Annotated in this window: 21 protein-coding genes; 4 read left to right on the top strand and 17 right to left on the bottom strand. The window is 37.5% G+C overall.

From position 1 onward, the window contains the following. Window positions 1–342: 342 nt before the first annotated feature. The 7 genes from B7695_RS00360 to B7695_RS00390 all read right to left on the bottom strand — a co-directional run bounded on the left by B7695_RS00360 (window position 343) and on the right by B7695_RS00390 (window position 5625). Entirely contained in the window at window positions 343–1569 is a 1227-nt protein-coding gene (locus tag B7695_RS00360) for a tyrosine-type recombinase/integrase (protein WP_016398787.1), read from the bottom strand. 3 nt (window positions 1570–1572) lie between these two features. Continuing rightward, on the bottom strand, window positions 1573–1767 hold the full coding sequence (locus tag B7695_RS00365) for a DUF3173 family protein (RefSeq protein ID WP_070479310.1): 195 nt from the start codon (window positions 1765–1767) through the stop codon (window positions 1573–1575). A gap of 4 nt (window positions 1768–1771) precedes the next feature. After that, the gene (locus tag B7695_RS00370) at window positions 1772–2587 is read right to left on the bottom strand and encodes a rolling circle replication-associated protein (RefSeq protein WP_070479308.1); all 816 of its coding nucleotides are present in this window, start codon (window positions 2585–2587) and stop codon (window positions 1772–1774) included. A gap of 103 nt (window positions 2588–2690) precedes the next feature. Next, a complete protein-coding gene (locus B7695_RS00375; RefSeq protein WP_084889270.1) occupies window positions 2691–4100 on the bottom strand; it encodes a cell division protein FtsK in 1410 nt (469 codons plus the stop codon). After that, the gene (locus B7695_RS00380; RefSeq protein ID WP_001863907.1) at window positions 4097–4534 is read right to left on the bottom strand and encodes a hypothetical protein; all 438 of its coding nucleotides are present in this window, start codon (window positions 4532–4534) and stop codon (window positions 4097–4099) included. Before B7695_RS00380 ends, B7695_RS00375 begins: the two co-directional genes overlap by 4 nt. A gap of 184 nt (window positions 4535–4718) precedes the next feature. Further along, complete coding sequence (locus B7695_RS00385; RefSeq protein WP_084889271.1) at window positions 4719–5405, bottom strand: hypothetical protein; 687 nt, start codon at window positions 5403–5405, stop codon at window positions 4719–4721. A 4-nt stretch (window positions 5406–5409) separates the two neighbouring features. Next, a complete protein-coding gene (locus tag B7695_RS00390) occupies window positions 5410–5625 on the bottom strand; it encodes a helix-turn-helix domain-containing protein (protein WP_000626832.1) in 216 nt (71 codons plus the stop codon). A gap of 114 nt (window positions 5626–5739) precedes the next feature. Here B7695_RS00390 and B7695_RS00395 point away from each other — a divergent pair, with 114 nt between their 5' ends. Both B7695_RS00395 and B7695_RS00400 read left to right on the top strand, forming a co-directional pair. Further along, window positions 5740–7104, top strand: a complete 1365-nt coding sequence (locus B7695_RS00395; RefSeq protein WP_084889272.1) for a DUF6994 family protein — start codon at window positions 5740–5742, stop codon at window positions 7102–7104. A 20-nt stretch (window positions 7105–7124) separates the two neighbouring features. Then, entirely contained in the window at window positions 7125–7517 is a 393-nt protein-coding gene (locus B7695_RS00400) for a hypothetical protein (protein WP_070479298.1), read from the top strand. A gap of 185 nt (window positions 7518–7702) precedes the next feature. Here the strand turns inward: B7695_RS00400 and guaA are convergent, their stop codons facing one another. Then, window positions 7703–9265: a glutamine-hydrolyzing GMP synthase gene (guaA, locus tag B7695_RS00405; RefSeq protein ID WP_041171154.1), complete on the bottom strand. Its 1563-nt coding sequence runs from the start codon at window positions 9263–9265 to the stop codon at window positions 7703–7705. A 246-nt stretch (window positions 9266–9511) separates the two neighbouring features. Here guaA and B7695_RS00415 point away from each other — a divergent pair, with 246 nt between their 5' ends. Beyond that, window positions 9512–10210, top strand: a complete 699-nt coding sequence (locus B7695_RS00415) for a GntR family transcriptional regulator (RefSeq protein WP_084889273.1) — start codon at window positions 9512–9514, stop codon at window positions 10208–10210. Window positions 10211–10358: 148 nt separating this feature from the next. Here B7695_RS00415 and B7695_RS00420 read toward each other — a convergent pair whose 3' ends face one another. The 8 genes from B7695_RS00420 to parE form a co-directional block, all read right to left on the bottom strand. Continuing rightward, on the bottom strand, window positions 10359–11255 hold the full coding sequence (locus B7695_RS00420) for a DMT family transporter (RefSeq protein WP_084889274.1): 897 nt from the start codon (window positions 11253–11255) through the stop codon (window positions 10359–10361). Between the two features lie 8 nt (window positions 11256–11263). After that, window positions 11264–12199, bottom strand: coding sequence for a serine hydrolase domain-containing protein (locus B7695_RS00425; RefSeq protein WP_084889275.1), 936 nt, complete (start codon window positions 12197–12199; stop codon window positions 11264–11266). Continuing rightward, window positions 12196–12921 (bottom strand): CppA family protein, encoded by a 726-nt coding sequence (locus B7695_RS00430; RefSeq protein WP_084889276.1) that lies wholly within the window; start codon window positions 12919–12921, stop codon window positions 12196–12198. Before B7695_RS00430 ends, B7695_RS00425 begins: the two co-directional genes overlap by 4 nt. A 288-nt stretch (window positions 12922–13209) precedes the next feature. Further along, the gene (locus B7695_RS00435; RefSeq protein ID WP_084889277.1) at window positions 13210–13911 is read right to left on the bottom strand and encodes a thiol-activated cytolysin C-terminal domain-containing protein; all 702 of its coding nucleotides are present in this window, start codon (window positions 13909–13911) and stop codon (window positions 13210–13212) included. A gap of 315 nt (window positions 13912–14226) precedes the next feature. Continuing rightward, complete coding sequence (gene parC / locus B7695_RS00440; RefSeq protein ID WP_084889278.1) at window positions 14227–16707, bottom strand: DNA topoisomerase IV subunit A; 2481 nt, start codon at window positions 16705–16707, stop codon at window positions 14227–14229. A 473-nt stretch (window positions 16708–17180) separates the two neighbouring features. Further along, window positions 17181–17741 (bottom strand): nucleotidyltransferase family protein, encoded by a 561-nt coding sequence (locus B7695_RS00445; protein WP_084889279.1) that lies wholly within the window; start codon window positions 17739–17741, stop codon window positions 17181–17183. Next, window positions 17738–18598, bottom strand: coding sequence for an aminoglycoside 6-adenylyltransferase (locus tag B7695_RS00450; RefSeq protein ID WP_084889312.1), 861 nt, complete (start codon window positions 18596–18598; stop codon window positions 17738–17740). Before B7695_RS00450 ends, B7695_RS00445 begins: the two co-directional genes overlap by 4 nt. Before the next feature lie 27 nt (window positions 18599–18625). Next, window positions 18626–20569 (bottom strand): DNA topoisomerase IV subunit B, encoded by a 1944-nt coding sequence (gene parE / locus B7695_RS00455; RefSeq protein ID WP_084889280.1) that lies wholly within the window; start codon window positions 20567–20569, stop codon window positions 18626–18628. A 135-nt stretch (window positions 20570–20704) separates the two neighbouring features. Between parE and plsY the strand changes: the two genes are divergently transcribed. Next, a complete protein-coding gene (gene plsY / locus B7695_RS00460) occupies window positions 20705–21346 on the top strand; it encodes a glycerol-3-phosphate 1-O-acyltransferase PlsY (protein WP_084889281.1) in 642 nt (213 codons plus the stop codon). A 38-nt stretch (window positions 21347–21384) separates the two neighbouring features. Here the strand turns inward: plsY and B7695_RS00465 are convergent, their stop codons facing one another. Then, complete coding sequence (locus B7695_RS00465) at window positions 21385–22341, bottom strand: ABC transporter permease (protein ID WP_000029124.1); 957 nt, start codon at window positions 22339–22341, stop codon at window positions 21385–21387. Window positions 22342–22343: the final 2 nt, after the last annotated feature.

The raw sequence follows: 22343 nt of genomic DNA on the forward strand, positions 1-22343 counted from the left end.
ACTTACCCTGACACGGATTTCCACTGGTTTTTACAATTTTTATCAGACTAACTTCCACTTGGATTAGCGGTGGAACTTAGTTTGGGAATTTAGCTTCTAATATTTTAAGCTTTGTATAGTAATTGTTAAACTATCGAATATAAACCAATTTAACAAGTAGCCAAAAAGTCTAGAAAGGTAAAAACCAGTATCCAATGATACTGGCTCGTAAAAATATATAAATTAGTCCTTAGATGACTACTCCCACTCAATTAAAAATTTCATAGGTTTAGTGCCAGAAAACCTTGATTTATTAAGGTTTATAATGCCTTTTAAATATATTTGGCGGGATTTCTGGCGGGGTTATCTTTTTAGATTTTGATTCCCGTTGAATTGAATTTTTGTTTTTGGAGCTGTATGTATGGATATATTCCCACTCATTATTTCAGCAATAGATTCGTCAGCTCCACGCCAAAGGTGTGAGTAATGTTTCAAAGTAATTTCTGGGCTAGAATGACCTAACCTTTTCGACAAAATCAAGACAGATACATTAAACTCGTTTATCAAATAAGAAGCGTTACTATGACGAAGTCCTTTTCCCTGTATTCGCTTTACATTAGCTAGTTCAGAATATCGTTGAATAATTCTAGCTAGTGTAGATTTTATCATTGGAAGGCTATCATATGTAAATATAAAATCAGTTTCATTGCCTAAACCAATTTCTTTCTGTCTGTCTTTCCAACGCTTTAAAATAGAAATCGTATCATCATCTAGGGAAATAATACGTTTGCCATCACTTGTTTTGGTATAGGCATTTCTTTGCCAGTTTTTTCTTGATTTTAGAATAAGCATATGATGAACACGCATACGCTTTTTATCGAAATCAATATCATTCCACCAAAGTGCCATTCCTTCATTTACTCGAATACCTGTCATGAAAAAAGTCCAAAGCATAACGAAATTAAGATGTTCATAAAAATCATCAAGACAGATTTGAGCAATAACACGCTCAAATTCTACTTTAGTCCAGTATGGAACGATAGCCTTTCCTTTCGGAATAGCTTTGGCTTTCTTAGAGATATTAGTTTCCAAATAACCCATTTCTACAGCATAATCAAGAGACTTTCTAAACATACCAAAGATTAGACTAGCGTAGGCTTGAGAGTAGCCAGAACCGTTTTCATCTTTACTTGACAGTAACCATATCCGATAGTTTTGAATATCTTCAATAGTCAAACCACGTAGTGTCTTGTTATAAAATCGTTCAGCAATCTTTTCAAGATTTTTGATTCTGACAGCATAAGTACTTTCTTCCACATACGATTTATAATATGGTATATAACAATCTAAAATAAACTGCTTGACAGTCATATTGTAATTAGCGTAAGTATGAGCTTTGTGATACTCTCGTTTTACCCGAGTCAATTCTAAATACGCCTCTCTGGCAGTAGAAAAAGGCTTACCGTTGCTATCTTTTCTACTTTTCTTTCTAATACGTTTACCACTGATTCTATCAATACCTAGCTCTGTTTCATAGAAATATTTTCCTTTCGTATCAACAAACACACCGCTATAACGTGTTTTTGCCATTTGTTATTCCTCATCTAGTTTTACACCGATAAGGTTTTCTACTCTTTCCCGTGGGACTAGTCCAAGTCTACGGTTATTGTAGAATGGTATACCTTTATTATACACCAAATCCTGCTTTACCGCTTGAATAATACTAATTGCAGTATGTTTCTTATATCCTAGTTTTATCAAGTCGTCTTTACTAATCAATGATTTCATACGCTTACTGTTCCCTTCTGATTTTTATTCTTGTATCAGTTGAATTTTGAATAACCTCCCCATTGTCATCTATTGATAGATTGTAAATCGCAATATCTTCTTTGTACTCAAGATTATCTAAATGACCTACTGAAAAACTGGGGGTTAATCCCTCAAAATAATTTCTTTCTAAATTTTCATAGCTTACTATCGGTTTTATTAAACCACGAGATGAAAAATATTTTGGCTGTTTATATCCACTTGGAATAGCTAGTAAATCTTTTGTGATATATTTTGTAATGTAGTTAGCAACTTTTTCAGAAGAATCGATTTTTGTAACGGTACTAAATCCTAATTGATATGAATCAACATTATAGACTTGCTTGCCATTCTTTTTTATCAATCGACCAGTTTTAGTATTTCTTGCTTTTGTTAATTTTGGACTAAAACCGCCTGTTACTCCATGAAAATGAAGCCGTCCATTTTTGTGTAATTCTGGTATGAAAATATAGTGAAATTTTCCATATTTTTCACGCTGAGCTTTGAGCCAAGCGCGTATTTTCTTTTTTACGATTAAATAATCATGGGAATTGATTTTTTCGTCGTTAAAAGTTAATGTCCAAAATAAATCGAAATCATTGCACAGCATGTAGTGACGAATACGCCTTTTTATCCTATTGGCTTGCTGATAGAGTTCTTTTTCACTTGGACTTTTAAAAGTATTAGATACTGTAGTATCGGTTTCTCCTAGTCTTCTAAATTTTGGTTTTCGATAGTATATGACCTCGAAAGTATTTGGATTATATTGAATTATTTTTGTGTTATATAATTCTCTAGTCATTAGTCCTCCGCTTATCATGCCTGCATGTCAAGTAGCAGGCTAATATACACATCTAGCGAGCCCTGGCTTGCTTATGGGCAAGCCGGCTCACTAGATAGTTAGTTCATTCTATCTGCTTTCTTGGAATAGTTTGAAAGTCCCTTATTTTATCTTTGAAATCTATTGAATCTAAATCAAAATATGGAGTCTCAAAATATTTTATTCCGTTTGTTCTCGGAGTTAAAATATATCCTTTTCCAACTCCTCCTCTGTACTCCGCCAAAAGGTCTCTTTTCTCTTTACCCATGACACTGTAAAACGTTTCTTCGGATATGCTTGATTCACTTCCTAAAATAATTCTTGTCTGGCACTGTTCGGTTACTGCACGTGGTAAATCTGAAGCAAGTAATTTTTGGCTTGCCAAGATGAGTAAACCACGTCCGGAAGCTCGTGATTTTAGGGCAAGTATTTTTAGCAATCTAACCATCTCCTTTTGTTGGGAAGGTGTGCCAGATTCTAAGGCTGCAAGCACCTCATCAAATATAAGATAATGGGCTGGAAGTGAGAAATCACTATAAGTAGTTGAAAAATCAACTGAAGAAAAAGAGAAATAACGTTTGTAGGTATCTTGCATTTCAAAAACCATTTGCTCAAGAAGTAGAACAATCTCTTCTGCTGTACGTGCAACAGGAATACCGAGGTTTTCAAAGGTTGCACCTAAAGAAGTTCGTTTTGCGTCAATTAAACTCACAGAATGCCCCTGTTTAATTAGCATACCAGCAAGAGCAGCAAGATAAAGTGATTTTCCTGCTCCGCTAGGGGCTATAACAATCTGGTGGCAAGCCTCGCTAGCTATATCAAAGCGAATGTCATTATATAGTTTTATAGGAGAGTAATTGATACAGTAATCGTCATCGGCTATCTCAAATAATTCACTTACAGAATATCTCATTGGATTCTCTCCGTATTTAAGAACAATAATATTCTTCTCTATAGTGGATTCTAAAAGATTCCATTCTCTATAGGTAGTCTGAATAAGAAATTCGGTCAACCGCCTTGTTATTTCTTTTACTTGCTGAATATTAGGAATTGTCCCTGAAGGATTGAGTTCAATTATAATCCTTTCATTTTCTTTATAAAATTTCCATTCAACTGTTTTTATCTGTATTTTATTAAAGGGAAGTTGAATTAGGTCTAAACGTTCTGTTGCAAGTCTAAGAATGCTTAAAAATCTGTACTTCCATATAGGAGAATAAGTAGAAAATAAGAATTTTACTACAATATACCATATAAAAATAGCTAACAGAACAGAAGATATAACAATACTTATCTTGTAGATAGTGCTTAATAAAGGAAAATGTGATGAAAGAAAGGTAATAATAACAGATATTAGGAACACCTTTAACAGTTTCTTAATAAGAGAGTACTGCCTTTCTTTACGGCTTTCTATAGTTTCTGAAACAGATAAGTAAGTAGGGGTATATTCACGACAATCATATTTACTAAGTTTCCTTTTTATTTTAGATACTATCATGATTTAGCACCCGATAACTTTATTTCTGAAATAATGAGTTTGAATTCTCGGTACGCACCACCATTTCGACCATCAGATACCCATTTTAACGCTAATAATGCTCCTTCTAAATCTATTGTTTTAGCAATGATTAACTCATTATTAATTTTTTTTAAAAAAGATTCATCGTTGTATATCTCAATAGTGAAAGGTTTTATGCTACTTAAATCTCCACCAACCTCTTGAATAGCCTTAACAATTTCTGGCTGAAGAGCCAATAAAACTTTTTTACTTATTGTTCCATCAATGACTTCATTTTTTTCATTACGTTTAGGAACATCTCTACATTCAATAACAAAAGCACTAGTAGGAGTATGTTCTACATTGGACGTACCAATTAGTAGATTTTTCAAGCTTGGTGAGTTAAAACTCACTTTTCCAAAATTATTTTCCATTTGTTACCTCTTTATCTTTGTGTGCACACTAAATTAATTTTATCAAGCAGTTCATGACCTCCTTGACAGTCATATTGTCTCATTTTTAATTAGTTGAAATGTGGGGATAAAAATTTTTTGACAACAAAAAAATCCCCACGCGAAGTGGGGAAAATATGCTATACAGTACTAAATAAAAATTGTATCATTTACGATAAATTAAACTTTCGAGTGTTAGTTTATCTATTATTGGTAATAAAATATACTTTGCTAATAAATCCAACTTTTCTGGAAGTTTCTGGTAGCTAAGATAAGATTCCTTATTTTTATGTGATAGTGTGACAGAGTCTTTTTTTCTAAATAAAAATACTGAATCATTTTCTAAAATTTCTATAGTATCAAACTGATTATAGGTAAAATCAATAAATTTATCTTTTAATTCATTGTAAGAAGAACTTGCTAAAGGAAAATGTTGTTGAAAATATTCTTTTATATCCTCTGTATTTGTTAGTGATAAATTCAATAAGTGCTTAGAATATTCTGGAATTTCTTGAATATCAAGAATCATTTCAATAAAGAAATCTTCTAAATATTCGTCTATATCACAGCCCCATAATACTTCATTCTCATCATTAAAATAATGTTCTTCATTAACAAAGTATTTCAATACACTGGGAGTGATTAAATAGGGATTGTTCCTACTTAAATCAGATAAATTGGAGTAATTTAATATTTTCCCAATAAGTTTTTCATCTGAATGTAAATCAATATGTCTTTTGAGTTTTAAATCTTTGTATTTCTCTTGGATTCTTTGTGAACATTTTTTAAAAATAAAATGACATGAGTTAGGAAATTTTTCCTTACATGAATTATTGAATTGCTTACTTGACATATATTTAAACTTCTTCTATATCATCTGGAATATAAGTAATTACATCATACACATTGCAGTTCAAAATAAAACATAGGGTATCTAATGTAGCTGTAGTTATTGGTTTTCCTTTTTTCATTCTATGTAGTGTATTGCTGGATAGACCGTGGTGAAAAATTAATTCGTATTCTGTTTTTCCTTGTTTAAACAAAGTCTCGTAGAAGGGTTTATATGAAATCATCGTTCTCATCTCTTTTCTAAATAGATAATTTCATTTTATCGTTATTAATCTATTGACTATACTCAATAAATTGACTATAATTAGAGGGAGAGTTATTGATTGGAGGATTTTATATTGAAACTTGAAGATTTTCAGACTTTCCCATTTAAAAGTGTGCAAGAATATATTTCAGACAAAGAAAAAGCAATAAAATTCAGTTTCTTATTGCAAGGAGATGAGCCTGACCGTTCTGAATTGATAAAATTAATATATAAAGACATTTTTGAATGGTATGATGATAAAGTACATAGTGGCGATACTCTTATAACATATCGTACAGCAATTTTTCGAAAATATTATGGAAAATCATATAGTAACTTATCAAGAGATAAACAACACGAGATTCTTAATATTATAAAATCATATACTGAACATGACGATGATTTTCCTTTCGAGTTTGAACTTGATAATAAAGAAAAAAAAGTTTATCAGATTTGTAACAATTATCAAATAGGAAATTTTGGAATTTTCCCAAAAGGAAGAATAAATCCTAAAAGAGCACAGTCTCCATATAATGATTATTTTGACCTTGCTTTATCAGTAATATGGGATTTATATGATGGTACATTGACTCCAGACGATGAGTTTAAAAAAGCAATTTTAGATGAGAAAGAATATTTTGACCAATTTAAAGATTTTGAGACATTTCTATCTGAGAATTTCCTAACTGTATTTTTTGATGATGACGGATATTTAATTCGATTATCTGAAATTGATAATTTTGAGGAATATGTAAGAATTAGTAATCAAATTATTTATACTAGAGGACTTGCCATTCTAACCTACCTTCAATCAAGGTATGATGATAATAGTGAAGTGCCCACCCAACAACTTGAAGAAAAGAAAACAGTTCCTAAACCAACTACCAAAGAGATGGCACATCGAACTCTGGAAATTGCAGAAGAAGAAATAGATAAAATTTCTAAACTTGATGAACATTTTAATGAACTTGAGGTTAATCTTCATAAAGTAAAATTTGAAGCTACAAAAAAACGAATACACGGTGCTATTGTTCTTTTCTTGCTCGTTGTATCACTATTCTTTTATACTTCAGAAATTCTCATATTCATTTGGATTTTATCTGTAATACTATATGTAGCAGATAAAATCAGAATTATTAAAGAGAAAATAAAATACGATAAAATGCTAAATACGACTCAGGAAAAATATAGAGAAGAAAAGAAAAAATTATTATCTACTTTGCGAAAAGAGTACTATTCCATTCCAACTGAATTTAGAACATACAATCATGTCTCAGGTATACGATATTTTTTGAACGCTGATATTGCATCAAATTTGCAACAAGCTATTCACTATTATTCAAATGAATACAATTCTAAAAGAATGCAAGACCAAATTTATAGCTTACATCATTCAAACACAATATTACAAGATAGAATTAAGGAGCTCGAATTAGAAAGAGAGCTGGAAAAATACTAATCAAAAAGGAGAATACTACAATGACAAAATTTAATTTACAATCAAATCAAATTTATAGTGAATTAAGTAAGTTTGAGATAGAAGAAATACTGTATAATGCTACAAAACAATTGAACGGTAGTGTTGAACGGCAAAGTTCTGAAGAAATTTCATACTCTGGACAGGGAAATTTTTTTGATTACATGAAGCACCCAGGTTTAAGTAGATATACATGTTGGCAAGTCTTAGTTACTATATCAGATTTAGGGGATAAACGAAAAGTTGAGCTAACTGCAGTCGGAGAAAGTCCGATTAGTTACCTACTCAATAATTTTCTATCATTCATTACTTTTGATACCTTATTCCAAGGTCATCGTAATCTTAATTTTGGCATATCAAAAGAAAAGGCTAAATATCTTTCTAATTTGTTGTAGAAGATAATTTATATACAAAAAACTCTCTTAGTACATATTCACACTAAGAGAGTTTTTTGTAATCTATTTGCCAAGTTTGGCGGGAAAATTGGCGGGGTAACTTTTCTAAAAAGATAAATTTATACCATTCTAACTTCTAGAAACCCGATAGAATCGGTGTAAAACATTCATTTTTACTTTCTATATTATTCCCACTCTACTGTTGCAGGTGGTTTACTTGTAATATCATATACGATACGGTTAACGTGATCCACTTCGTTTACGATACGTACTGAGATTTTTTGAAGTACTTCCCATGGAATTTTGGCAAAATCAGCAGTCATACCATCGATAGAGGTGATAGCACGGATTGCAATCGTGTAGTCGTACGTACGACCGTCACCCATAACCCCAACTGAACGAACGCCTGTGTTAACAGTGAAGTATTGCCAGATATCGCGGTCAAGGCCAGCTTTGGCAATTTCTTCACGGAGGATAGCGTCTGATTCGCGAACTGTTTCAAGTTTTTCTTCAGTTATTTCACCCATGACACGGATCGCAAGTCCTGGTCCTGGGAATGGTTGGCGCCATACGATATGGTCTGGCATACCAAGCTCTGTACCAAGGGCACGAACTTCGTCTTTATAGAGAGTGTTGAGTGGTTCGATCAATTCAAATTGCATATCTTCTGGAAGACCACCCACGTTGTGGTGTGACTTGATAGTTTGAGCTGTATCTGTACCAGACTCGATAACGTCTGTATATAAGGTACCTTGAGCAAGGAATTTCACATCTTTGAGCTTGCTTGCTTCGTCATCGAATACATACACAAACTCGTTACCGATGATTTTACGTTTTTGTTCAGGGTCAGAAACGCCAGCAAGTTTGTCAAGGAAACGTTTAGCAGCGTCTGCTTTGACGATATTCAAACCAAACTTACCACCAAGCATGTCCATAACTTGGTCCGCTTCTCCTTTACGAAGAAGACCGTGGTCTACGAAGATACAGATCAATTGATCGCCAATAGCCTTTTGGAGAAGAACTCCAACGACAGATGAGTCAACCCCACCTGAAAGGCCAAGAAGGACACGTTTATCACCGACGGTTTCACGGATTTTTTGAATCTGCATATCAATGAAGTTATCCATTGACCAGTCGCCTTTAGCTTTACAGATGTTAAGGGCAAAGTTACGAAGGATATCATTTCCGTATACAGAATGGCGAACTTCTGGGTGGAATTGGATACCGTAAATGTGTTTATCTGGGTTTTCAATGGCTGCATATGGGCAGTCAGCTGATGTACCTGTACGAACAAAGTCAGAAGGAATTTCAGTAACTGCATCACCATGGCTCATCAATACAGTTTGTTCATCAGGTGTTGATTCAAAAAGCGCTGATGGTGTGTGAGTAAGAGTTGATTGACCGTATTCACGATTTCCAGCATCACCTGCAGGAACAACTTTTCCTCCAAGTTTATGGGTTAATAACTGCATACCGTAACAGATTCCCAAAATTGGAATTCCAAGTTCGAAGATTTCTGGGTCAATATCAAATGAACCATCTTCGTATACAGAGTTTGGACCACCTGAAAGGATGATTCCTACAGGATTGATTTCACGAACTTCAGCAGCTGAAATTTTATGGCTCTTTAGTTCTGAAAAAACACCAATCTCACGGATACGGCGTGAAATCAGCTGGTTGTATTGGCTACCATAATCCAATACGATGATTTTTTCGACATCTTGCAAATCAGTTGAAATGTTGCTCATCTTTTTCCTTTCTCAAAAGAAATATCTTTTCCAATATTCTATCACAAATAAGGGCGAATTACCAACTAATACTCAATGAAAATCAAAGAGCAAACTAGGAAGCTAGCCGCAGGCTGTACTTGAGTACGGTAAGGCGACGCTGACGTGGTTTGAATTTGATTTTCGAAGAGTATAAACAAGGCGAAGATTGACTTTTTCTAGTTTATTGAGGTACAATAGAGAAAAGATAGAAATGAAGTGAAAAACATGCTACCCGCTTATATGAAAATCCATGATCAGATTAAAAAGGATATTGACGAGCACCGTTGGGCCATTGGTGAGAGGTTGCCGAGTGAAAGAGATTTGGCTGAACAATTTGAGGTCAGTCGCATGACCCTCCGCCAAGCTGTATCTCTATTAGTCGAAGAAGGCGTTTTAGAGCGTCGTGTAGGAAGCGGCACCTTTGTTTCCAGTACTCGGGTACAAGAAAAGATGCGAGGGACAACCAGTTTTACTGAAATTGTTAAGTCCCAAGGCAAAATTCCCTCTAGTCAACTCATTTCCTACAGAAAAACCATTCCCAATGAGCAGGAAGTTGCCAAGTTAGGAATTTCTCCAACCGAAAACATTATCCGAATGGAACGTGTTCGCTATGCCGACCAAGTTCCTCTGGTTTATGAAGTTGCTTCTATTCCTGAAAAATTCATTAAGGACTTTAAAAAAGAAGAAATCACCAGTCATTTCTTCCAAACCTTGCAAAAACATGGCTACCGTATTGGTAAATCACAGCAGACTATTTATGCTCGCCTCGCTAAAGAAAAAATTGCCCACTATTTGGAAGTTGAAAAAGGACATGCTATTCTTGGTTTAACTCAGGTTTCTTACCTAGAAGATGGTACTGCTTTTGAATACGTGAAAAGTCAGTATGTAGGCGAACGCTTTGAATTTTATCTTGAAAACAATTAATACTCTTCGAAAATCAAATTCAAAACGTGTCAACGTCGCCTTGCCGTACTCAAGTACAGCCTGCGGCTAGTTTCCTAGTTTGCTCTTTGATTTTCATTGAGTATAAAATACTACGCAAAAACTCTCTGTCACGGACAAAGAGTCTTTTTTATTTTTCTAAGAGTAAATCTTTCAAAGAAATCAGAGTTACTGCAATTAAAATCATTGCCATGCCAAGAAAATCAATGGGATAAAATTGTTCATTCATGATTAGGAAGGCAAAGAAAACAGCCGAAATTGGCTCAATTGAAGCCAACAAACTTGACTTGACCGGCCCAATCAGACTGGCTCCTTTTAGAAAGGCTGTATAGGCAAAGACAGTCCCGATAAGGATAATACCTGCAAATGCAAGGAGAAAATCAAGACTAGTCGGTATATTGGTCTGTAGAACCCCTGTAAAAGGAAGGGCAACCAAACCTGCTATGACCATTCCCACACCAATGACCAAACTGCTCCCCCACTTCTTAATCAAGGTTATGGGCAAAATGATATACAGGGCGTAAGTCAGAGCAGAAAAGAGCCCCCAGAATAAGCCAGAAGGTGTCATGGATAACTGGTCCAACTGCCCATGTGTTGCGATCAGGAAGGTTCCTCCGATGGCTAATATGATAGAAACAATCTCTCCCAGTGTCGGCGCCACCTTATCCTTGATACAGCTATAAATCAAAATCCCGACAGGACAAACATACTGAAGCACCGTCGCGGTTCCTGCATTGGTTTCCTGAATAGCAGTTAGATAGGCAAATTGATTGAGGAAGAGGCCAATTAGAGCAAAAATGAGAAGAGACAGCAAACTCTTCTTATCCGTTAAAAAGGCCAGCATTTTATCCTTTGCAGTAGCATAAGCTAAGAGCATGAGAATTCCACCAGCGATTAAAAGACGCAAGTTGGTCAAAACCAGAGCCGAAATTCCGTGCGCCATCAGGTATTGGCCACTCGTTCCTGACAAGCCCCAAGCAATACCAGCCACAACTGTTAGTAAAGTCCCTTTTAAAATATTTGACATGTCTCTCCTTACTCTTCTTTGCGAATCAAGTCCATCACTTGATTACGGTCTAAAATCCATTGAGCCCTCTCATCCTTTTCATAGGTACGATTCGATAGGAAAATGGCCGCTTCTTGCTTCTGACGATTCCACATGATAAAGGTACCTGTATAGCCCGTATGGTCTAGCCAATCTCCTTCCAAATTCCATGCCAAAGAACGTTCCTTGTCATCCAAAGGAGAAAAATTTTGACTTAAGTCTCTTGCAAAATCATCTGCTAAATAGTGTTCTAAAAAGATTTGTAAATCCTTTACAGTCGAAAACAAACCAGCACTACCAGCATGTCTACCCAGAAGGCGAGCCTTGGGATCATGTACCATACCTGCCTCTACACCTCTAACTGTTGGAACAGCAAGCTCAACAGGGCCAAACTTGGTTTCCTTCATTTCCCAAGGTTTCAAAACTTGTTCTTGTAAAATCACATCCAAGTCTTGATTAAAGATTCTTTCCAAAATAAAACCCAAAAGTAAAAAATGAACATCCGAATAAAGAAAGGCTGGCTGGCTTCGTCTGTTGAGATGAAACATAGCTTCCTTTAATTCAGAAGCTGCTAAAAGATCTCTATTGGGAATAAAAGGATCAAGATTTGTAGCGTGAGTTAAGAGCTGGCGAATAGTGATATCTGGATAATCACTTTCAGGTAAAAAATCGGTTACTGGTCTGTCAATATCTAATTGACCGTTTTCCCACAAGAAGGTAAAAACGGTGCCAACCCCAACAACCTTGCTGACACTAGCTAGGTCATAAACTAGTCCTGACTCAGTCTGCAAGCCATGCTCTGGGTCACTCTGACCTAAATAGAACTCCGTCCATTGATTGTCCTTAAAATACGCAAAAGAGGCTCCGGGATAAATCCCTGCCTCGATTTGTTCTTCTATTTTTTTAATAATCTGGGTCCACTTCATACTTCTTCAAACCACAATTCAACATTATTTCTATCTTTTCCAAGGAAGAATTTTTCAGACTTAGGAATAAAATATTCAGTAGACTCAAATTTCTGGCGCAGACTTGCTATATCTAGTTCATTGACCAAGAACTTAAGCATCGATAAGTCCCAAGTAATCGCATTGTCCACAGTCAGATCCTGCCCCTGAGCTGGAATAAAATCAAGGGATTCTCCAACTTCAGATGGCTCCAAGAAACTATCAACATCAGTTGGGAGGTGTAATTCCATAGAAATTTCAAATTTACTTAAAGAAATTGACTCCAGATCTGTTTGAAATTCTGGCTTTTCTCCTACTTCTACTAAACTTTCTCTATCATCTTCCGCATGAATCAAAATCAAATCATCTTCTGGTGAGAAAATTTCAAAAGCGTAGCCATTTTGACCTTTATATAATCGATGAATCGAATCTGTTTTAGCTAATAAGGCCTCGATTTCTAAGGGATTTTCCACCTTGACAATCAATCTAGCTAGTTTTTTTCTTCCCTCTACCTTACGAGTGCGCATACTTGGAGCTTCTTCTAAAACCAGCTTTTCTAGACCTGTTTGATCACCTAGTGACAGAAAGGCTGACTCTTCTAACAAGGCCTTCATGCCAAGGGTTTCAATATAAAATGTTTCATTTAATTTTCTATTATTAACTTTTAAAGTAGGAATAATCCGTACAATCTGATTTACATTCATAAATTCCTCCAACTCTTTTATTTTAAAGGATTTTAGAATTTTTTACAAGAAATTATGCTCAGATTTACCAATTTTCACCCCATTAATAATTTTTCTTCAAAAGGCTGACCTAAAACTCCATTTTTAGGAAAAAATAAAAAAGTCAAAAAGTAGATAGGATAAAACTGGAACTCTAATTAATGGATTGATAAGAAATAATTGACTATCTTTGTTGATTTTTGATTACAGAGGAGTATTAGAAAGAAAAAGAACCAGCTCTTAGAACTGATTCCTTTTACAAGTGAAAAATTAGTTGTTTTCAACTTTTTCATCGTATTTTGGTCTGATTGTTGTACCTGAGTTAACAATGGTACGTTTTTGAACAAGAGGAAGGTCTGTACGATTGTAAACTGTACGCCATGGTTCCCAAACAAGACCTGTTTTTTCTTGAATCTTCACGCGTATATTACGTACATTTCCTTTAAATTGAAGCTCCGTTTGGAAGCCAGCAGTTCTGTTCTGACCGTTATGCTCCCATTGACGTGAGCGAATGCTTTCAATTCCATCCTTATCATAAGTTACTTCATTTCCATCTTTGTCCAATAAAATAACATCAAAATTAGATAAACGATTTGCTACATCTCCATCTCCACGATTGTAAATACGAACAATTCCTACTGATTCTTCTTTCTCTAAATCTACTTTCCACCAAGAATGATCTTGAAAATCTGTATGGGTAACAGAACGGTGGCTCCATGCGTTATCACGATTGCCGTCAACTGCTCTAGAAGCATCTCCTCCATAAGCAATTGAACTCTGACTCGCAGGTTTATGAGCAGCAATATTTTCACCAGCAACTGCAGCTACACTTGGCTCTGTCGCTTTTACTACATTTGATTGAAAAATTAGTCCAGAACCTAGTAAAAATGTTGCAATGGCAACGCCACATACTCCAACGCTACGTTTACGAATAGAAAAACGAAATCCTTTATCTTGTTTGTTTTGAGACATACAAAACTCCTTTTATATTTGAATAAACTATTTATAGAACGCGCTTTCTTTAAACAACAAAAGTATAACATAAAAATATTATAGATGCAATTGTTTTCTTAAAAATTATTATTTTTTATTAGGAAAACTTGTATAGTTGCTCATATGTTACTAATTTCACATTCAAATCGATAGCGGTCTATACCAATGAAAGCAGGCCTAAGTCCCTATCAGTTGGGAATCAGCACTGTTCGTTTTTTGTATATATAATCAAACTCAAGTCTTAAATCTATGGCTTAACAAATTTCTCAATGAAAAGCTTTTCATTGTTTTTTATCATTTCTTAGATTCAAATTCTGTATAAGGTTCCTGAAGATAGGCATCAAAAACTTCTTCATCAGAAATGGTGTCTGATATAAAGCTACCGTTACTTGTGCGTTCTGATAGATTCAAATCTTGTAATCGGCTTTCATAGATCGTGCCTTTGTTAGATTGGACAAGCAGAGTTTGATCGTTCCCATCCACTTCTGTACTAAAGAGATCACCAACAAATCCTTGCTCTGCAACTGCTCCTGCTAAGAAGACTCGATGTGGTTTGTTTTTCAACTCACGCAAGACTTGTAGTCCTCGTTTGGCACGGCTAGTTGCTGGAATTTCCTCAATGGAAACACGTTTTAAACTTCCACGCTGGGTCAAAAGGTAGAAGGATGAAGTGTTACAGATAAAGGCAGATTGGAGGATGTCATCTTCTTTCAGATTCATAGCCTTGACCCCTGCCGCCCTAGCACCGACAATCGGAACCTCTTCAATATTGAAACGAAGGGCATAACCATTTTGACTAATCAAGAGAACATCATCGAGTTTAATCGGAGCTACTGCTACAATCTGGTCTGTCTCGTCTTTGAGCTTAGCATACTTGACAGACTTAGACTTGTAGGTTCGCCATGGAGTAAACTCTTTACGTTCTACCCGCTTGATTTGACCGAGACGAGTCGCTACAAAGTAGGTTGTCGCATCATCAAACTGATCCACTACTTCAACATAAAGGATTTCTTCATTCGTTTCAAAGTTTGTAATGGTCTGGCTCAGATGCTCGCCGATATCCTTCCAGCGAATATCTGCTAATTCATGGATTGGTCGATAAATGACATTTCCAAGTGTCGTAAACATCAAGAGATGCTGGGTAGTCTTGACAGCTTGAACAAAAATCAAACGATCGTCATCACGTTTGCCCATTTCTTCCAGCGTTGAAGCCGCAAAGGAACGTGGACTAGTACGCTTGATGTAACCTGCCTTTGTCACGCTGACGTAGGTATCTTCCTCGGCGATAAGACTAGCTGTATCAATCTCAATTACTTTTGCTGTGTCTTCTAAAGTACTCAAACGAGGAGTCGCAAACTTCTTCTTAACCTCACGAAGTTCTTTCTTCATGAGATTATACATAGTCCGCTCATCACCGATAATCGCCGCCAGCATGGCAATCTTTTCACGCAGTTCTGCTTCTTCTCCCTGCAAGACAACCACATCGGTATTGGTCAAACGGTATAGTTGCAAGGTAACGATAGCCTCAGCCTGTTCTTCCGTAAAATCATAGCTAACTTTGAGGTTTTCCTTGGCGTCCGCCTTATTCTCAGAAGCACGGATAAGAGCAATGACTTCATCCAAGATCGAAATCACACGAATCAAACCTTCGACGATATGGAGACGTTTCTCAGCCTTTTCCTTGTCAAAGCGGGAACGCGCCAAAATCACTTCGCGACGGTGGGCGATGTAGCTAGACAAGATTGGAACGATCCCAACCTGACGAGGCGTGAAATTGTCAATCGCCACCATGTTAAAGTTGTAGTTGATTTGCAGGTCTGTATATTTGAAAAGATAATTAAGAACAAGCTCCGTATTGGCGTCTTTCTTGAGTTCGATAGCGATACGTAGACCATCACGGTCAGACTCATCACGAACCTCAGCAATACCTGCAACTTTGTTATTGACACGAACATCATCGATTTTTTTGACCAGATTAGCCTTATTGATTTCATAAGGAATCTCAGTAATAACGATTTGTTCCTTACCACCTTTTAGCTTTTCAATCTCAGTCTTGGAACGAACAACCACACGCCCTTTCCCAGTTTCGTAAGCCTTCTTGATTTCGTCACGGCCCTGAATAATTCCTCCTGTCGGGAAGTCTGGTCCAGGCAAGAATTCCATTAGTTTATCTACCTTGGCAGTTGGGTGGTCAATCATGTAAACCACCGCATCAATAACCTCAGCCAAATTATGAGGTGGAATATCTGTGGCATATCCAGCCGAAATCCCAGTCGAACCATTAACTAAGAGGTTTGGAAAGGCTGCTGGCAAAACCGTCGGTTCTTTCTCGGTATCGTCAAAGTTCCAAGCAAAAGGAACTGTTTTTTTCTCGATATCCTGAAGAAGATAGCCAGCAATCTCAGACAAACGTGCCTCGGTATAACGCATAGCCGCAGGCGGATCACCGTCCATAGAACCGTTATTACCATGCATTTCAACTAGAATCTCACGGTTTTTCCAGTCCTGTGACATACGAACCATGGCATCATAGATAGAACTGTCACCATGTGGGTGGAAATTCCCCATGATATTACCGACAGACTTAGCCGACTTACGGTAGCTCTTGTCAAAGGTATTGCCATCCTTATTCATAGAATAAAGAATGCGACGCTGAACCGGCTTCAAGCCATCACGAATATCTGGCAAGGCCCGGTCTTGAATAATGTACTTGGAGTAGCGACCAAAGCGCTCTCCCATGATGTCCTCTAGGGACATATTTTGAATGTTACTCATATAGGATACAGAGCCCGTAAAATATCAAGTGAAAATAGAAAATTCTTGAAGTAAGCAAGCTCAGCAGAGAATTTATCTTTTTTACGCATCATTTAGGGCGTGTTTAACTCCTTTCAAAGAATATAGAGTAGGTTTTTACAGAAAAGGTGTTCAGTTAAGATATAAAGGGACGATTTGGCTTGCCAAAACTGTCTGTAGAAAAATAGAAAATCGACGTAGGGATGGATGAAGTCAAGACGATTTGACTTTTTTCCGAATAAAATTAGTCCCGTGTTCAGTTACTACAAATAACTAAATGACTCTTTCTGTAGTTTAATGTGTTTAAAATGTGTTGCTTCAATTAATAAGAAATTTCACATAGCATTTAGGGCGTGTTCAACTCCTTTCGAAGAATGTAGAGTAAATACTATGAAAAAAATATAGAGTAAGTGAGTTTCACCCAATTCCTGTATCGTCATTTCCACTTGAAATGTCTACTTCACAAATCCTCGTTTATACTTGATATGACTGACGATATTGCTATCTACATCTTTCCTATCCCAAAGTTGAAGTTCCCATGGGTAATAAAAATTACTTTTATTTTTAAAATAGATATGAATACCGACATAGCCGTCTTTATCTCGTAAATACCAGTTTTTTAGTCCGTACAGCTCTTGCCAATCATCTAGTTTCTCCATAACTTGAGCTATCTCTTTGGAACTTAAAATCATACGAGCACCAAAAATATCATTAAGAATGGAATTCACAGGATAGCCCTCTTGACGCTCAGAAAAACGTGTAATTTTATCTAAAATAGACTCAGAAGTTTTGACACGATAAACATAGGCAATATCTTGGACATCCGCTTTCATCAGATAGTCATTAATTGACTCATGTAAATTCAGACGGTAGGCCAAAATCGCTTTAGTCGGAACTTTTGAAAAGGTATGCTTGAGATTGATTTTTTCCACCTTACCCGTTTCAAAATAATCTTTAGAATATTCTCGATGAATACGATTAATCTCTGTAATGAGGCGTTCCACTTTTTCAATCATGAGTCTCCTCCTCTCGCTTTTTCGTTTTTCCAGTTATTCCCAAACTTCTTCACTCTTTCCTCAGCATACTCAATCATCTTCTCCGCCACTTCTTTATCGTAGTCAAAGCCCAGCTTTTGAGCAAGTTTTTGAGCTTCTCTATGGAAAAGTTGCATCGTAGCCAATAAAGACTGAATGATTTTATCTAAACTTGCGAAATCAAGTAGACTTGAGAATTCCTTCTCTTTCTCAGCAGGTAAATAGTTGAAGAGATACTTGTAGTTCTTGCCGATATCGACTTTCCCCCTATCACTTGCAACCTGCCAAGCCAAAATTTTCAAGAATTCTTGTTGACAAATGCCGTAGAGATGGTCAGTCGCGTAGATGAGCTGATTCCGACAAATCCCTTTAACCACGTAGGCTGACACCCACCAAAATTCATTGCAGGATTTTACAAAATTCGTTTCAGTAGCTGGGCTTGTCCAGTAACGCTCTAGATTTTGAGAATAGGGTTCAAATAAATGTTCTGGATCTTCTAAAACAGTGAATCCTGCCTCACTATCCACCCACTCTTGGATGTGGTCTTTGGGGCAGAGAGTCAAATCAATACGATTACCATCTTCAAAGAGCATGAGATAAAGACGACGATGGTCAAGAACAACCTCTTGCTCTATAATTCGTTTTCCGAAATAGTCCAACCAAGAAAGGTCACTCGTCAGATTATCAAAATCATCCACGACATAGACCACATCGTAGTCTTGAAATTCATCTTTTGGAACATTTTGGTTTGTCCGTGAACCAGACATAGCGACAGCTTTGACTTGTAAGGTTTCGGCAGTCTTTAAAATTACATCGAACATTTCTGCTTCAGTTCTCATGTTGATACCCATTCATTAAAAAGTGACTTAAAATACTGTCGCTTCTTCCAGCGTAAACTTGACATTATCCTCAATCCACTTACGGCGTGGTTCGACCTTGTCTCCCATGAGGACGTTTACGCGGCGTTCAGCGCGAGCCAAGTCTTCGATCGTGACACGGATAAGAGTACGAGTTTCTGGATTCATAGTTGTTTCCCAGAGCTGGTCCGCGTTCATCTCACCAAGCCCCTTGTAGCGTTGGAGGGTAGCGCCTTTACCGAACTGTTTACGGAGTTCTTCTAGTTCCCCGTCCGTCCATGCGTAAGCTACTTCTTCCTTCTTGCCTTTACCTTTTGACATCTTGTAAAGAGGCGGAAGGGCGATATAGACATGTCCTGCCTCGACAAGAGGACGCATGTAGCGGTAGAAAAATGTCAAGAGCAAGGTCTGAATGTGGGCACCATCCGTATCCGCATCGGTCATGATAATGATCTTATCATAGTTGGCATCCTCAATAGAAAAATCTGCTCCAACACCCGCACCTATAGTATAAATCATGGTATTGATTTCTTCATTTTTGAGGATATCCGCCATCTTGGCTTTGGCTGTATTGATAACCTTACCTCGAAGGGGCAAGATAGCCTGGAACTTACGGTCACGGCCTTGCTTGGCAGAGCCACCGGCAGAGTCCCCCTCGACTAGATAGAGTTCATTCTTAGCAGGATTCTTAGATTGGGCTGGGGTCAATTTCCCAGACAGCAAGCCCTTGTCTTTTTTATTTTTCTTACCATTACGGCTCTCATCACGCGCCTTACGTGCTGCTTCACGAGCATCACGGGCCTTGATGGCTTTGCGAATAAGATTTGAAGCTAGTTCCCCATTTTCCATAAGGAAGAAAGTCAACTTATCAGCTACAATTCCATCCACAACCGGACGAGCTAGAGGACTTCCAAGTTTATCCTTAGTCTGACCTTCAAACTGAAGGTGTTCTTCAGGAACAAGAATAGAAAGAACAGCTGCTAGTCCCTCACGATAGTCTGAACCTTCTAGGTTCTTATCTTTTTCCTTGAGAAGACCTGTCTTACGCGCGTAGTCATTCATGACCTTGGTAATGGCAGACTTGAGTCCTGTCTCGTGCGTTCCACCGTCCTTGGTACGAACGTTATTAACAAAGGACAAGATGTTATCTGAGAAACCATCATTGTACTGGAGGGCCACTTCCACTTGGAAACCATTGTCTTCCCCTTCAAAGTATAGAACAGGTGTCAAGATCTCCTTATCTTCGTTCAGATAAGAAACAAAGTCTTGTACCCCATTCTCATAGTGGAACTCAATCGCTTCATCTGTTCGCTTGTCCGTTAATGACAAGGTCACATTTTTCAAGAGAAAGGCTGACTCATTGAGACGTTCTGAAATGGTGTTGTACTTGAAGTCTGTCGTAGAAAAGATTGTCGCATCAGGCATAAAAGTAACCTTGGTACCTGTTTTAGACTTAGGTGCCGTTCCAACCTTTTCTAGAGTGGTAACTGGCTTGCCACCATTTTCAAAACGTTGCTTGTAGATTGCACCATCACGAGTAATTTCAACCTCCAGCCAACTAGATAGGGCGTTTACAACGGAAGATCCAACCCCGTGGAGACCACCAGAAGTTTTATATCCTCCTTGACCGAATTTTCCTCCGGCGTGAAGAATGGTAAAGATAACCTCAACGGTTGGAATTCCCATAGCGTGCATCCCTGTCGGCATCCCACGTCCATGGTCTTGTACAGTCAAACTCCCATCTTTATTGATGGTCACATCAATACGATCACCAAATCCAGACAAAGCCTCATCGACAGCATTATCGACGATTTCCCAGACTAGGTGGTGGAGACCAGCTCCATCGGTCGATCCGATATACATCCCTGGACGTTTTCGGACCGCATCCAACCCTTCTAGCACCTGAATGGCATCATCATTATAATTATTAATATTGATTTCCTTTTTTGACACAAGGAACCTCCTATTCGTTCATCTTTACTATTCTACAGGTTTTCCAAGGATTTTGCAAAATTTTTCTTTCTCCGGTGTGACAATTTTAGAAGAGATTCTCTGCCTTTCTTCTCCATTTCATGATATAATAGGAGTATGATTACAATAGTTTTATTAATCCTAGCCTATCTGCTGGGTTCGATTCCGTCTGGTCTCTGGATTGGACAAGTATTCTTTCAAATCAATCTGCGTGAACATGGTTCTGGAAATACTGGAACAACCAATACCTTCCGCATTTTAGGCAAGAAAGCTGGTATGGCAACCTTTGTAATTGACTTTTTCAAAGGAACCCTAGCAACGCTTCTTCCGATTATGTTTCATCTGCAAGGCGTTTCGCCTCTCATCTTTGGACTTTTGGCTGTTATTGGTCATACCTTCCCTATCTTTGCAGGATTTAAGGGTGGCAAGGCTGTCGCAACCAGTGCGGGAGTGATTTTCGGATTTGCGCCTGTCTTCTGTCTCTACCTAGCAGTTGTTTTCTTTGGGACCCTCTATCTTGGTAGTATGATTTCACTCTCTAGTGTCACTGCATCTATCGCAGCTGTCGTCGGAGTTCTACTCTTTCCACTTTTTGGTTTTATCCTGAGTCACTATGATACTCTCTTCATCGCTATTATCCTAGCACTGGCTAGTTTGATTATCATTCGTCATAAGGATAATATCACACGTATCAAAAATAAAACTGAAAATCTTGTCCCTTGGGGATTAAACTTGACCCACCAACATCCTAAAAAATAAAACGCCAGTTTGAACAGAACTGACGTTTTTTTGTATGCTTATTTTGATTTGATATAGTTGATACCATCTGCTTTTGGTGCAACTGCTTTTCCAAAGAAGGCTGCCAAGACTAGAATTGTCAAAACATAAGGTGCGATTTGAAGATAAACCGCAGGAACTCCTTGTAGGAATGGCAATTGAGAACCGATAACAGCCAAACTTTGTGAAAGTCCAAAGAAAAGACTAGAAAGCATGGCTCCGATTGGATTCCATTTTCCGAAGATCATCGCAGCAAGAGCGATAAATCCAGGTCCAACAATAGTTGTTACTGAGAAGTTAACTGAGATTGATTGAGCATAAATCGCTCCACCAATTCCACCTAGGAAACCGGAAATAATAACCCCTAAATATCTCATCTTGTAGACATTGATTCCCAAAGTATCCGCTGCTTGAGGGTGTTCACCGACAGAGCGAAGACGAAGACCAAAGCGAGTCTTGAAGAGGATAAACCAAGCAAGGAACGAGAAGGCAATCGCCAGATAACCAAGAAGACTAGTTGACTTGAAGAAGATATCACCAATCACTGGGATATTTGCCAAGACTGGGAAGTCAAAACGTCCAAAAGTTTGACTTAGGTTGTCGGTTTGTCCTTTGTTATAAAGAACTTTAACCAAGAAAACAGCCAAGGCTGGCGCCATCAAGTTCAATACCGTACCGCTGACAACATGGTCTGCACGGAAATGAACCGTTGCTGCTGCGTGGATGATGGAGAAAAGACCTCCAACCAATCCTGCTACAAGCAAGGATAGCCATGGAGTTGCTGCTCCAAATTGTTCTGCAAATTCAAGGTTAAAGACAACCCCAGAAAAGGCACCCATAACCATAATTCCTTCAAGGCCGACGTTGACCACACCACCACGTTCAGAGAAAACACCACCAATACTTGTAAAGATGAGGGGTGCTGAGTAAATCAGCATAGAAGACACCAAGAGGGTGAGCAAGGTTGTAATAGACATCT

Origin of the sequence: Streptococcus mitis, from assembly GCF_002096845.1 — a bacterium.
GTDB lineage: Bacteria > Bacillota > Bacilli > Lactobacillales > Streptococcaceae > Streptococcus > Streptococcus mitis_A.

What these genes read in the sequence shown, in the direction of transcription:
- B7695_RS00360 (WP_016398787.1), bottom strand. Translation starts at nt 1,569, where the DNA reads ATGGCAAAAACACGTTATAGCGGTGTGTTTGTTGATACGAAAGGAAAA.
- B7695_RS00365 (WP_070479310.1), bottom strand. Translation starts at nt 1,767, where the DNA reads ATGAAATCATTGATTAGTAAAGACGACTTGATAAAACTAGGATATAAG.
- B7695_RS00370 (WP_070479308.1), bottom strand. Translation starts at nt 2,587, where the DNA reads ATGACTAGAGAATTATATAACACAAAAATAATTCAATATAATCCAAAT.
- B7695_RS00375 (WP_084889270.1), bottom strand. Translation starts at nt 4,100, where the DNA reads ATGATAGTATCTAAAATAAAAAGGAAACTTAGTAAATATGATTGTCGT.
- B7695_RS00380 (WP_001863907.1), bottom strand. Translation starts at nt 4,534, where the DNA reads ATGGAAAATAATTTTGGAAAAGTGAGTTTTAACTCACCAAGCTTGAAA.
- B7695_RS00385 (WP_084889271.1), bottom strand. Translation starts at nt 5,405, where the DNA reads ATGTCAAGTAAGCAATTCAATAATTCATGTAAGGAAAAATTTCCTAAC.
- B7695_RS00390 (WP_000626832.1), bottom strand. Translation starts at nt 5,625, where the DNA reads ATGATTTCATATAAACCCTTCTACGAGACTTTGTTTAAACAAGGAAAA.
- B7695_RS00400 (WP_070479298.1), top strand. Translation starts at nt 7,125, where the DNA reads ATGACAAAATTTAATTTACAATCAAATCAAATTTATAGTGAATTAAGT.
- guaA (WP_041171154.1), bottom strand. Translation starts at nt 9,265, where the DNA reads ATGAGCAACATTTCAACTGATTTGCAAGATGTCGAAAAAATCATCGTA.
- B7695_RS00415 (WP_084889273.1), top strand. Translation starts at nt 9,512, where the DNA reads ATGCTACCCGCTTATATGAAAATCCATGATCAGATTAAAAAGGATATT.
- B7695_RS00420 (WP_084889274.1), bottom strand. Translation starts at nt 11,255, where the DNA reads ATGTCAAATATTTTAAAAGGGACTTTACTAACAGTTGTGGCTGGTATT.
- B7695_RS00425 (WP_084889275.1), bottom strand. Translation starts at nt 12,199, where the DNA reads ATGAAGTGGACCCAGATTATTAAAAAAATAGAAGAACAAATCGAGGCA.
- B7695_RS00430 (WP_084889276.1), bottom strand. Translation starts at nt 12,921, where the DNA reads ATGAATGTAAATCAGATTGTACGGATTATTCCTACTTTAAAAGTTAAT.
- B7695_RS00435 (WP_084889277.1), bottom strand. Translation starts at nt 13,911, where the DNA reads ATGTCTCAAAACAAACAAGATAAAGGATTTCGTTTTTCTATTCGTAAA.
- parC (WP_084889278.1), bottom strand. Translation starts at nt 16,707, where the DNA reads ATGAGTAACATTCAAAATATGTCCCTAGAGGACATCATGGGAGAGCGC.
- B7695_RS00445 (WP_084889279.1), bottom strand. Translation starts at nt 17,741, where the DNA reads ATGATTGAAAAAGTGGAACGCCTCATTACAGAGATTAATCGTATTCAT.
- B7695_RS00450 (WP_084889312.1), bottom strand. Translation starts at nt 18,598, where the DNA reads ATGAGAACTGAAGCAGAAATGTTCGATGTAATTTTAAAGACTGCCGAA.
- plsY (WP_084889281.1), top strand. Translation starts at nt 20,705, where the DNA reads ATGATTACAATAGTTTTATTAATCCTAGCCTATCTGCTGGGTTCGATT.
- B7695_RS00465 (WP_000029124.1), bottom strand. Translation starts at nt 22,341, where the DNA reads ATGTCTATTACAACCTTGCTCACCCTCTTGGTGTCTTCTATGCTGATT.